The organism is Yimella radicis, from assembly GCF_054778255.1.
This window is the reverse complement of the sequence record NZ_BAAGZR010000020.1, coordinates 1-12,355: the sequence shown is the minus strand read 5'-3', so window position 1 is coordinate 12,355 and position 12,355 is coordinate 1. Positions and strand designations below refer to the sequence as shown.

The following is a 12,355-nucleotide window of genomic DNA, read 5'->3' as shown; positions in this document are numbered from 1 at the left end:
GTCGCCTGGCCGCCACCCACCAAGCACTTCACGACCGTCCCCCGGTACAAGCCCGGCACAGTGTCCCGGAAGTGACGACATTCATGTGTCCCAGAAGTGACGCGTCATGACACACGAGGGAACGCCGCAAACGGCGTTCCCTCGTGCATTTGCCGCTCCCTGACGCCAGCTGGAACGGCCCATTCGGCAACCCGTGGGGTGGCACCTGGTCGAAGAACGGACCCGAAGAATCGACTGCCGCGGATCCTGAGCAGCATCCGACCGGCAGCAAGCTGAGGCTTTGCTCAGCGGCGCCGCGAAGTGCCGCGCGTTAGGCTCGTGGAATGAAGATGAGCGACGCCCTGGAGAAGGCATTCAACGACCAGATCACCCTCGAGTTCGAAGCATCGATCGTCTACCGCCAGCTCGCGATCGAGATGGACGAGATGGATCTTCCCGGTATGGCAGCGTGGCTGCGCCACCAGGCCGATGAGGAGATCGTGCACGCGAACAAGTTCATCGACCACGTCGCCGACCGCGACAACGACGCGAAGATCGGCACCATCCCCGCACCGCAGGTGCAGGTGCAGACCGTGCTGGACGCGTTCGAGGCCGCGCTGAAGCACGAGCAGCGCGTCTCCGATTCGATCCGCGACCTGTACCGCGCGGCCGAGAAGGAGGGCGACCTCGACTCCCGCCCGCTGCTCAACTGGTTCCTCAACGAGCAGATCGAGGAAGAGGCGACGGTCAGCGAGATCGTCGGACGAGTGAAGCTGATCAACGACGACGGTCCGGGACTGCTGCGCCTGGATGAGGAACTCGGCAAGCGCCCGACCGAGTCCACCGAGGCCTGATCGCACATACGAAAGGCGCCGTCCCGGATTCGGGACGGCGCCTTTGCGTTGGCTCAGCGCGACGATCAGTGCTTGGTCTGCGAGGAGGTGAGCGGCGGCTGGCTCGACCATGGGAAGTCGATCCACTGATCGGTGTACTTCCACACATAGTCGCAGTTGACGATCGTGCGCGATTTCTCGTAGATGCACGCGATCTTGGACTCGGCCACGTGGTCGGCGACGAACTCCTGCACCAGCTTCAGCGTCTTGCCGGTGTCGGCCACGTCATCGACGACAAGCACCTTCATCCCTGACAGATCCACCGCCGCAGGTGTGGGCGGCAACATGATCGGCACGTCCAGTCGCTGGTCGACGCCGGTGTAGAACTCGACGTTCACCACCGACACGTTCTTGATATCCAACGCGTACCCGAGGGCGCCGCCGAACGGCAGACCGCCACGCGCGATCGACAGGACGAGGTCAGGTTCGAAGCCGGAATCGACGACATTCTGGGCGACCTCGCGCACCGCACGCCCGAAGTCTTCGTAGGTCAGCACTTCCCGCTCAGCAGCCATGTGTAGATCCTGCCGCATGCCGTCCCGAACGTGTGCACCGGCCGCTTGCATATATCGAACATGTGTTCGATGCTTAATGGATGGCCACGACCCTTCCGGATCGACTGGAGACGATCGCTGCCCTACGCAGCGAACTGCACCGCGCACAGCCGGCCGGACAGTCGCTGCCCACCCATTCCGCCCTGGCCGAACTGGTCGGGCCAGGACTACGAGTGGGCACCGTTCACTGCATCACCAACTCGACGAGCCTGGGAATCGCCTTGATGGCCGGCGCATCCGCTGCCGGATCATGGTGCGCCACAGTCGGTTTCCCGGATCTGGGCCTGGAGTGTGCGGACGAGTGGGGCGTCGACCTGGAACGTCTTGCCCTCATCCCACGAGTACGACCCGAGCAATGGCTCGACACCGTCTGCGCGCTGATCGAGGCGATCGACGTTGTCCTCGCTCGCCCTGCTCCACCCCTCACACCCGGGTTGCGCAATCGACTGCTCGCCCGCCTGCGCCACCGGGGCGCGACCCTGCTTGTTGCCGGCGCCTGGCCGCAGGCGACCAGCACCTTCGAGGTGACCGCCGATCGTTGGCACGGGCTCGAACACGGCCATGGCCACCTGGTGAGTCGCGAGTTGACGATCTCGTGCACCCGCGGTCACCGCACCACGAGCGCCACCGTGCAGTGGCCACCACCGCACCGTCGGTGAGATCTTCCGCGACATGAGAAGTGGCCCCGGGAGAACCCCGGGGCCACTTCATGCGATCACGACAGATCAGTGGTTGTCGCGGCCGTCCTTCAGGTCGCGAGCCTTGTCCTTCGCCTTGTCGGCAAGGCCGCGGTTGTCGTCGCGACCACCGTCGACACCACGACGGCCGTCCTCGTCGACGACGACTTCCTCACGGGCGACCTCGGCGTCGACGCGGCGCTCGTCCTGGACCTTGTTGGTCTGCAGTCCGACGCGCTCCTTGTCGACGACCTCCTTCTCGACCACCGGACGCTCCTCGGAGAGGGTCACCGACACCTCGTCGTCGCCGAGCTTGCCGCCACGGCTGCCGTCGCCATCGGTGATCGGCTCACGGACGACCTCGAACTCCTCGCGCTCGACCGGTACGGTGATCGTCTTCTGCTCGGTGACGACGTGCTTGCGCAAGCGGACGCGGCCGGTCTCGACACGCTCCTTGCCGACCTTGAGCTCCTCCTCGCGACGGACGACCGAGTTGTCGTCGCCGTCGAAGCCGCGTCGGTCGCGGTCGCCGGTGTCGGGACGGTCGCGGTCGACATCTCCGCCACGGCCGGCAACTTCACCAGCAGCACCGGCAGCACCCAGGCCGTCACGGTCGCGGTCGCCGTCATTGCCGATACGGCCGTCACCCACACCGCCGGCGCGGCCACCGTCGAGCTGGTAGTAGCGGTAGATCTCGTCCTGCTCCTGCTCGGACAGGTGACCGTCGGCGTCGACGTTCGGCGCGTCCTTGATGAAGTCCTTGGTGTACGGGACACGCAGGTCGTCACCGTCGTTCTGCGCCATGTCCAGCGGAACGAAGGTCTCGTTGTTGCCGAAGAGCCCGGTCTTCACCGTCACGAAGGTGGGGCGGTCGGTCTCGTCGTCCAGATAGACCTGGCCGATCGAACCGACCTTGTCACCGTCCTGGTCGACAACGTTCTGGCCGTGCAGTCGATTGATGTCAAGCGTCATGAACTACAACCCCTTTCAAGAGATGTTGGTTGAGACTTTCTGCTCTCCCAAGAACTGTTCGATAAACAGTCACACCTCATTTTTGTCATGCCCGGGGACGAGGTTGGGGCTTGCGGAGCGACAGATTTTCTGATTGATGTCCCCCCTGCCCCGCGACTCACCGCGCTTGCCTAGTTCGTACACATGTTCGATACTCGATGGATGACCGCGTCCATCCCGCTCAGCACACGCCCCGCGCGTGCGCTGGTCGTGTGGTGCCCGAACTGGTCGATCGAGGCGGTACGCCGCTCGATGGGAAGCGCCGCCCCGTCGGCCTTCGCACTGGTTCGGGCCGGCCGGCTCGTCGCGGTCTGCGAGACCGCGGCCCAGGAAGCCGTGACCGTCGGCCTACGGGTCCGAGAAGCGCAGGTACGGTGTCCGAACCTTGTTGTCCTGCAACATGACCCGGCACTCGACGAGCGATGCTTCGCGCCGGTTCTACGTACGGTGGAGAAGCTCGTTCCCCACATGCAGGTGCTGCGTCCAGGCACGATCGCGATGCGTATCGCCGGTGCTTCGCGTTTCTACGGCAGCGAGGACGCCGTGGTGGAGAGCCTGTTCGACCAACTGAGCGACACCGACGTCCCCGACGCCCGGATCGCGGTCGCCGAAGGACTCTTCGCAGCAGAGCAGGCCGCGTACGCGACGACACCCGAACGTCCGTTCGTCAACCTGTCCGCCGACGACACCCACCGCTTCCTACGTACCCTGCCGGTCGAGGCCGTCGCGCAGGAGGTCGATCAACTTGACCTGGCAAAAACTCTGCGCCGCATCGGTATTCGCAACCTCGGCGCGTTCGCTCGACTGCCTCGACAACAGGTTCATGCACGCTTCGGCGAGGGTGGCCTGCGCGCCCACCGACTCGCGAGCGGGCAGGACGCTCCTTTGTTGCGCACATCCCCGGTCCCCACCGATCTTTCGGTACGTGCGGTCTGCGACCCACCGGCCACCGACACCGCCACCATCACCCACTGGGTACGCGTTCACTGCGAGCAATTGACCGAGCGCCTGCGCCGTGCCGGACAGGTCTGCCACGAGATCCGTGTCGAACTGCGCACCGAGGCAGGAGTGGTACACGAACGCCGGTGGCGGCACACCTGGCCCTTCGGAGTCGACGACATGGTCGAGCGGGTCCGGTGGCAACTCGACGACTTCGACGCCGAACAGGAGACCCGGTTCGACGCAATCAGCTCCGTGGCCGTCGCCGCCGAATCTCCCACGGCTGCAGGCGAACACGCTCAAGGCCTCTGGGGAGAACGCCCCGACCGACACATCGTCCATGCACTCACCTCGCTGCAGCACGAACTCGGTCACTCGGGCGTGTGCAGCGCGACGTTGGTCGGCGGACGGTTGCTGCACGAGCGACAGGCGATCCGTCCGTGGGGTGATGCCGCCCCGGCCCAGGCCCGGCTGGAGCAACCCTGGCCGGGCACCGTCCCAGGCCCGGCACCGGCCACCGTCTTCCGACGAGCCCGCCCCGCAGAGGTGAGCACGGACGACGGCGAGGCGGTCGGGGTCGATTCGCGCGGCAACCTTTCCCATCCGCCGACCCACTGGCGGCCGGCCCATGATCGGTCTCCCCGGCGCCGGATCGTCGCATGGAACGGACCCTGGCCACTGCGTCAGCACTGGTGGCAAAAACCGTTGCAGGTCAATCGTTTTCAGATCATCGACGACGCATCCCAGGCGTGGTTGCTGATCGCCGCACCGAACGGCTGGTGGATCGAGGCTCGCTATGACTGACCTACGCAGGTTGTGGTGGTGAGGGATGGGATGGAACAACCCGCCGATCCCGTGGTCGCAACTGGAGCAGGCCCTCTCTCACGGCGTCCGCCCGCAGGTGCGGCAGGAGTTGGTCGCCGACGGTGGTGACGGGCCGGCGTTCTCCCGCAAACGTGCCAAGTTCACTCCGGCCAGGATCGACCGCCCCGACGTCGTCGTGCCCTACGCCGAACTGCATGCCCACTCGCACTACAGCTTCCTGGACGGTGCCTCCTCGCCCGAGGATCTCGTCACCGAGGCGGTGGCGCTCGGGCTGCACGGGCTCGCACTCACCGACCATGACGGGCTGTACGGCATCGTCCGGCTCGCCGAAGCTGCCGAGAGTTACGGCGACCTGATCACGATGTACGGAGCTGAGCTGTCGTTCGGATTGAGCGCACCGCAGAACGGCAACGCCGATCCGGAAGGACATCACCTCGTCCTGATCGCCGATGGCGTGGAGGGGTACCGGAAGTTGGCCACCGCCCTCACCGACGGTCACCTACACCCGGAGGCGGAGAAGGGGCGCCCGGTGCACGACCTCGCCCGCATCGCAAGCATCACCTCCGGGTCAAGTTTTGTGCTGACCGGGTGCCGCAAAGGCCTTGTCCGGCAAGCACTTTCGCGAGGTGATGAAAGCGCTGCCATGAGCGAACTCGAGCGTCTGGCCGAACTCTTCGGTCACGATCGCGTTTTGGTCGAACTCACCGATCACGGTGACCCGAGTGACGGTCCACGCAATGACCGACTGGCCGATCTGGCTCGCCGGTGCCGACTCGACGTCGTGGCGACCAACGCCGTCCACTACGCCTCCCCGGAGAACTACCCGCTCGCAACAGCCGTCGCGGCCGTTCGCGCACGGCGCAGTCTCGACGATCTCGACGGCTGGTTACCCGCGTCCGACCAGGCTCACCTGCGCAGCGGGGGCGAGATGCAGCGACGGTTCGGTCGGTTCCCCGGTGCGATCGAGCGCACCGTCGAGATCGCCGACCAGTCCGGCTTCCGGCTCCGTGCAGCGACCCCACGTCTGCCGAAGCAGGACGTACCGACCGGACACACGTCGATGAGCTACCTGAGACAACTGGTCGAAACCGCTGCGGCACAGAAGTTCTCGCCGATGTCGACCGAGGTGCGCCAGCGGCTCGACAAGGAACTCGACGTCATCGAGGCCAAGGACTTCCCCGGCTACTTCCTGATCGTCCACGACATCGTCACCTTCGCCCGTGGCGAAGGCATCCTGTGCCAGGGCCGCGGGTCGGCGGCCGCGTCCCTGGTCTGTTACGTGCTGGGCATCACGGTGATCGACCCGATCTTCTACCGGCTGCCGTTCGAACGCTTCCTGTCCGAACTACGCGAAGAAGCACCCGACATCGACATCGATTTCGATTCCGGACGACGCGAGGAGGTGATCCAGTACGTCTACAGGCGTTATGGCCGACGCAACGCGGCGCAGGTGGCCAATGTCGTCACCTATCGTCCGAAGAACGCCGTCCGCGACATGGCAAAAGCTTTGGGGCACAGTCAAGGTCAGCAGGACGCATGGTCCAAGCAGGTCGAACGGTGGGGCGCCGACATCAGTAGTGCCGACCACGACATCCCCCAACCGGTGATCGGCCTGGCGCAACAGGTGCTGACCTTCCCGCGGCACCTGGGCATCCACTCCGGTGGCATGGTGCTCACCGAGCGACCGGTGGGTGAGGTGTGCCCGATCGAGCCGGCCCGGATGGAGAACCGCACCGTCCTGCAGTGGGACAAGGACGACTGCGCGTGGATGGGACTGGTGAAGTTCGACCTGCTCGGCCTGGGCATGCTGGCCGCGCTGCAGTACACCTTCGATCTCGTGCAGGAGCACCTGGGCGAGCAGTGGCACATCGAGACGCTGCCGAAGGGTGAACGCGGGGTCTACGACATGCTCGCCCGAGCCGACTCCATCGGTGTCTTCCAGGTCGAGAGCCGCGCTCAGATGGGCACCCTTCCCCGCCTGAAGCCCCGCTGCTTCTACGACCTCGCGGTCGAGATCGCGCTCATCCGTCCCGGCCCGATCCAGGGCGGCGCCGTCCACCCTTACATCCGCAGGCGCACCGGCGAGGACGAGATCACCTACCCACATCCGTTGGTGAAGGACGTGCTCGAACGCACCCTCGGCGTCCCGTTGTTCCAAGAGCAACTGATGCAGATGGCGGTCAGCGTCGGCGGCTGCTCCCCCGCCGACGCCGACTTGCTGCGCCGCGCAATGGGTTCCAAGCGCGGGGTGGAACGGATCGACGCCCTGCGGACCCGGCTCTATGAAGGTATGTATGCCAACGGCATCAGTCCCGAAGTGGCCGACGAGATCTACAACAAGATCGAGGCGTTCGCCAACTTCGGGTTCGCCGAGTCACACGCGCTCAGTTTCGCGGTGCTGGTCTATGCCAGTTCCTGGCTGAAACTGCACTACCCCGCCGCCTTCCTCGCCGCCCTGCTGCGCGCGCAACCGATGGGCTTCTACGCACCGCAGACTCTCGTCGGTGACGCCCGCCGCCACGGCGTGCAAGTGCGTCCGCCGCATCTGCACCGCTCCGATGTGTACGCCGGACTCGAACCGATCGACGACTCCATCACCTCCCCCGCCTCCCCCTCCGGACTCCCCGACTGTCTGTGCGACCACAGCGAGGACGACATCGGACTGTTCGACCCGAGCCGGCCCGACGACACCGCCGAGCACCGGCGTGATGCCCCGTTCGCCGTACGGCTCGGGTTCGACGAGATCAAGAACCTCGGCGCGGCAGCCGCCGAACGCATCGTCGCCGCCAGGCAGAAGGACGGCGGGTTCACCGATCTGGCCGATCTGTCCCGCCGGGCGGTGCTGGACGCCGACCAACTGGAGGCTCTGGCGCTCAGCGGCGCGCTCGATTGCATCGCCGGCTCGCGGCGTGATGCCCTGTGGCGGTCCGCGGAGGCGGCGACCGTCCGCGAGGGCCAGTTGGAGTTCACCGTGCCCTACCAACCACCGCTGCTCCCCTTGCTCACTCCGGGCGAGATCCTGCAGCACGATCTGCAATCGACCGGCATCAGCCCGAACGATCACCCGATCCGGCACAACCGGGAGGCGTTGAGCGCCAGAGGAGTTCGACCGATCGAGTCCTGCCGGACGGTCGAGTCCGGACGCCGGATCGAGGTGGCCGGCGTCGTCACCCACCGGCAGCGTCCGGCCACCGCGAGCGGCATCACCTTTCTCAACCTCGAGGACGAGACCGGCCTGCTCAACGTGATCGTCAGTCGTGGCGTGTGGCACCGTTACCGACGGATCGCGCGCACGGCGCCCGCCATGGTCATCCGCGGCATCCTCGAAAGTTCGGCCGCCGACGGTATGGCGATCACCAATCTGGTCGCCGACCGGCTGGAACCGCTCACGATCAGCGTGCGTACCGGGTCGCGCGACTTCCGTTGAACAGGTTCAGTCGTCGTCGCCGTGACCACTCGGACGCACGAACGGGAACGCGAGCGTGGCTTTGATGTTGGTGCCGAGCAGCATCATGATCAGTCGGTCGACACCGAATCCCAGGCCACCGGTCGGCGGCATGCCGAGTTCGAGTGCCCCGAGGAAGGCCTCGTCGACCTCCATCGCCTCCGGGTCGCCCGCGGCAGCGGCCATCGACTGACGGGTCAGACGCTCGCGCTGATCGATGGGGTCGATGAGCTCGCTGTACGCGGTGCCCATCTCCGCGCCGAACGCCACCAGGTCCCACTGTTCCGCCAACTTCGGGTCGTTGCGGTTCGGACGCGCCAGCGGCGAGACCTCGACCGGAAAGTCCTTGTAGAAGGTCGGGAACGCGGTCTGCTTCTCGACCAGTGCCTCGTACAACTCCATCACCAGCTTGCCCGGACCGGCCCCGGCCGGCGCACCTACACCGTGGGCGGCGCAGATCTGCGCGAGGTCGGCGAGCGGCGAAGCGCTGGTGACGGTCTGCCCGACCGCCTTCGACACCGCCTCGTGCACGGTCACGACCGGCCACGGACGGTCCAGGTCGACCTCGTCCACTCCCCCTGAAGCGTTGGGCCGCAAGGCGACCGGACGGCCGTTCACGGCAACCGCGGTGCGCAGCACGACCTCCCGCATGAGTTCGCGCATGGTGTCGTAGTCGCCGTAGGCCTCGTACGCCTCCAACGAGGTGAACTCCGGGTTGTGGGTCGCGTCCGCGCCCTCGTTGCGGAAGTTGCGGTTCAGTTCGAAGATCCGCTGCATCCCGCCGACCGCCAGCCGCTTCAAGTAGAGCTCGGGTGCGATGCGCAGGTACAGGCCCATGTTGTAGGCGTTGATATGCGTCTTGAACGGACGCGCGGTCGCGCCGCCGTGGATCGCTTGAAGCATAGGCGTCTCCACCTCGACGAACCCCTTGTCGGTGAAGACGTCACGCATGGCTCGCACGCCGATGAACCGGCGCTGCAGCATCGCGAGTGAGTTCGGGTCGAGGAGCAGGTCGAGGGAACGGTTGCGCGCCCGGAGGTCCTGCGACAGTCGGGTATGCATCACCGGCATGGGGCTCAAGCACTTGGACGCCATGCGCCACGAGTGCATCAGCACCGACAGTTCTCCGTTGCGGGAGGTCGCGACCACGCCGGTGACGCTCACCAGGTCGCCCAGGTCGACCGTCCGGCGCCACAGTTCACGCGCCTGGCGGGGTGTTCCTTCGACGGTGACCATCACCTGGATCCGTGAGCCCTCGTCGTCGAGGACTGCGAAGGTGACGCCGCCCAGATTGCGCCAGGCACGGATGCGTCCGCTGACCGACACGGCGACGTCGGTCGTCGTGTCCGGGGCCATCCCCCTGTGTGCTGCAACAAGCTCGGCTACGCGATGCGTGCGCGGCACCGACACGGGGTAGCCCTCGAAACCCGCCTCACGCAGCAGCTCCAGCTTGCCTCGACGGACGCACTGTTGCTCGCTGAGTTGCACGGCGTCCGGTTCCGGAATGAGCAGATCGCGTTCCTGCTCACGCACGGTCTCGTTGAACCCCTCCTCGGTGCGCACCGGTTGGCTCTCACCCGGACGAGGTCCGATGAGGAAGCGAGGACCGACCGGACGCACGAAGCCCTCGGCAATACCCATCGCCAGCCCGGCGCGGGCCACGGTGAGGGCGGGGTCGTAGCAGAGCATCCGTGGAACCCACGTCGGGCGGTACTTGTCGTTGGACCGATAGAGCGTCTCGAGTTGGTAGAACCTGGACGCGAACGACAACGCAGCATCCGTCAGCTTCGTGACCGGACCGGCACCCACCTGATCGGCTGTGCTGAACACGTTGCGGAACACGGCGAAGTTCAGCGACACCCGGCGAATGCCCAGGTCACCGCCGAGTTCGATCAGCTTGGCGACCAGGTACTCGTTGAGACCGTTCTCCGCGGAGCGGTCTCGACGCATGAGGTCCAGGGACACACCGCGCACGCCCCACGGCACGAACGACAGAAAACCACGAATGACACCTTCGCGGTCTCGGGCCGTGATGAGTACGCATCGACCGTCGGCCGGGTCACCAAGTCGGTTGAGCGCCATCGAGAAACCACGCTCGGTCTCGTTGCCGCGCCATTCGGTGGCCAGGCGTTCGATCTCGGCGAGTTCATCGGGGTTCAGGTCACCGTGTCGACGAACTTCGGCGGTGTATCCGGCCCGGTTGATCCTGGTGACCGCCTGTCGCACCGGACGCATGGACCGACCCCGCAGACTGAAGGAGTCGACGTCGATGATCGCTTCGTCGCCCAATGGGAAGGCCCGCAGGCCGGCGTCGACATACATCTGGGACGCCTTGTCACCACTGGAAAGAACCGCGCTGTACAGACCGAGTTCACGGCACTGCTTGCGCCAGGCTTCGATGGTTGCGGGCCACGACTCCGGATCGCCGATGGGGTCGGCACTGGCCACGCTCACACTTCCCTCGTTGCGGAAGGTGAGGACCGCCCGGCCGTCCGGTGAGAACACCGCGGACTTGTCGCGGCGCGTGGCGAAGTAGCCGAGCGAGTCGTCCTCTCCGTGCTCCAGCAACAGGCGGCGGACCGCCAGTTCCTGGTCGGCGCTCTGCCATCCCGCCCCGTGGCCGGCCCGCCACACCGCCAGCAGCGCGAGCACCAGCGCGATCGCCGACGTGAGGCCGGCAAGCACATAGATCCAGTGCGGCCCGTAATGACCGTCGAAGACCGGAGTGCCGGGCGGGGTCTCGATTCCGAACGCCGAACGGACGCTCCAACGTGCACGCTCTCCCGGGCCCTTGAGCGTGTGCGGGAAGAACCAGGTCAGCGCGAAGGACAGACACGCGGACAGCAGCAGTCCGCTCAGCAGCACCCCGAGACCGAGCCGGAGGCTGCCCTTCTGCAGACGGGCCGGGAATGCGGACCTGCTGAGCAGAAGCGCGATGAAGACGACGGTCTGTATCGACAGCGCGACCAGATTGAACGCGACGCCTGAGCGGATCTCGATGTAGTCCCGGGTCCAGCCGTTGACCTGTTCGACCGTCAGCCACTCGGGAGAGTCCCAGGCGACGTAGACCAGCAACGCCGAAGAGATCAGCGCGACGAGCATGACAACCAGCACCACGGTGTGGGCAGCACGCAGACGTCTGCGGACGGCCCCGGCCAGGACGAGTGTCAGGGCCGCAATGAAGAGGCTGGGTTCTGATGGAAGCCCGGCCAGGGAGAACAGGTCGGAGACGACCAACCCGATGATCTCCAACCCCAGCAGGAGCGAGGTCAGCGACCACAGGGCGGCCACCACCAGCAGACGCCCGAGCCAGACGGCGACCCGTTCGCGCCAGCCCGTCTTGAGACGTACCGATGCGGCGGATCCGCCATACGAATTGATCGAGCGCCTGAATACCCTGCTGACGCTCACCCAGCGGCCTCCGCATTCTGCTTCTCGCACCCTCATTCCCGAGGCCCGACGACCATCTTGCAGGACGCCGGTGCGATCCGCGTAGTTGGGGCGAAAATGAACGCCAGAACCGGCCGAGGAATGCACAAAGGGCCGCCCCTGAGGGGCGGCCCTTTGCCTTTAAAGAGAAGTCCGGCGGTGTCCTACTCTCCCACACCCTACCGAGTGCAGTACCATCGGCGCTGAAGGGCTTAGCTTCCGGGTTCGGAATGTGACCGGGCGTTTCCCACTTCGCTATGACCGCCGTAACACTATGAAACTATGACGCCAACAGGTTTGTTGCGTGTTGTTTCAGATATCGCATAGTGGACGCTAAAGCATGAACTGCAGGAACCCTTTGTTGTGAAGGGTTTGAGTAAGTTATCGGCTTATTAGTACCGGTCAGCTACACACATTACTGTGCTTCCACGTCCGGCCTATCAACCCAGTCGTCTACTGGGAGCCTCTCACCCACAAAGGGGCATGGAAACCTCATCTTGAAGCGTGCTTCCCGCTTAGATGCTTTCAGCGGTTATCACTTCCGAACGTAGCTAATCAGCGGTGCTCCTGGCGGAACAACTGACACACCAGAGGTTCGTCCAT

Annotated in this window: 7 protein-coding genes and 2 rRNA genes; 4 read left to right on the top strand and 5 right to left on the bottom strand. The window is 65.6% G+C overall.

Going from position 1 to position 12,355, the window contains the following annotated elements; all coding sequences use genetic code 11:
- The first annotated feature begins 323 nt into the window (after window positions 1-323).
- Window positions 324-833, top strand: a complete 510-nt coding sequence (locus ACYU8W_RS11625; protein ID WP_129625985.1) for a ferritin — start codon at window positions 324-326, stop codon at window positions 831-833.
- A 65-nt stretch (window positions 834-898) separates the two neighbouring features.
- Here ACYU8W_RS11625 and ACYU8W_RS11620 read toward each other — a convergent pair whose 3' ends face one another.
- On the bottom strand, window positions 899-1,387 hold the full coding sequence (locus ACYU8W_RS11620; RefSeq protein ID WP_129625986.1) for a phosphoribosyltransferase: 489 nt from the start codon (window positions 1,385-1,387) through the stop codon (window positions 899-901).
- 80 nt (window positions 1,388-1,467) lie between these two features.
- On the opposite strand from ACYU8W_RS11620, the gene imuA' reads away from it, so the two are divergent.
- Window positions 1,468-2,085 (top strand): DnaE2-dependent mutagenesis accessory factor ImuA', encoded by a 618-nt coding sequence (gene imuA' / locus ACYU8W_RS11615; RefSeq protein ID WP_499469219.1) that lies wholly within the window; start codon window positions 1,468-1,470, stop codon window positions 2,083-2,085.
- Window positions 2,086-2,151: 66 nt separating this feature from the next.
- On the opposite strand, the gene ACYU8W_RS11610 is transcribed toward imuA', so the two are convergent.
- A complete protein-coding gene (locus ACYU8W_RS11610) occupies window positions 2,152-3,075 on the bottom strand; it encodes a DUF2382 domain-containing protein (RefSeq protein WP_499469217.1) in 924 nt (307 codons plus the stop codon).
- A 201-nt stretch (window positions 3,076-3,276) separates the two neighbouring features.
- Here ACYU8W_RS11610 and ACYU8W_RS11605 point away from each other — a divergent pair, with 201 nt between their 5' ends.
- Both ACYU8W_RS11605 and ACYU8W_RS11600 read left to right on the top strand, forming a co-directional pair.
- A complete protein-coding gene (locus ACYU8W_RS11605; protein ID WP_499469215.1) occupies window positions 3,277-4,857 on the top strand; it encodes a DNA polymerase Y family protein in 1,581 nt (526 codons plus the stop codon).
- A 25-nt stretch (window positions 4,858-4,882) separates the two neighbouring features.
- Window positions 4,883-8,305, top strand: coding sequence for an error-prone DNA polymerase (locus ACYU8W_RS11600; protein ID WP_499469213.1), 3,423 nt, complete (start codon window positions 4,883-4,885; stop codon window positions 8,303-8,305).
- A gap of 6 nt (window positions 8,306-8,311) precedes the next feature.
- On the opposite strand, the gene lysX is transcribed toward ACYU8W_RS11600, so the two are convergent.
- The 3 genes from lysX to ACYU8W_RS11585 all read right to left on the bottom strand — a co-directional run.
- The gene (lysX, locus tag ACYU8W_RS11595; RefSeq protein WP_499469211.1) at window positions 8,312-11,734 is read right to left on the bottom strand and encodes a bifunctional lysylphosphatidylglycerol synthetase/lysine--tRNA ligase LysX; all 3,423 of its coding nucleotides are present in this window, start codon (window positions 11,732-11,734) and stop codon (window positions 8,312-8,314) included.
- 169 nt (window positions 11,735-11,903) lie between these two features.
- Window positions 11,904-12,021 (bottom strand): 5S ribosomal RNA (gene rrf, locus ACYU8W_RS11590).
- A 103-nt stretch (window positions 12,022-12,124) separates the two neighbouring features.
- A 23S ribosomal RNA gene (locus ACYU8W_RS11585) occupies window positions 12,125-12,355 on the bottom strand; the annotation flags it as partial.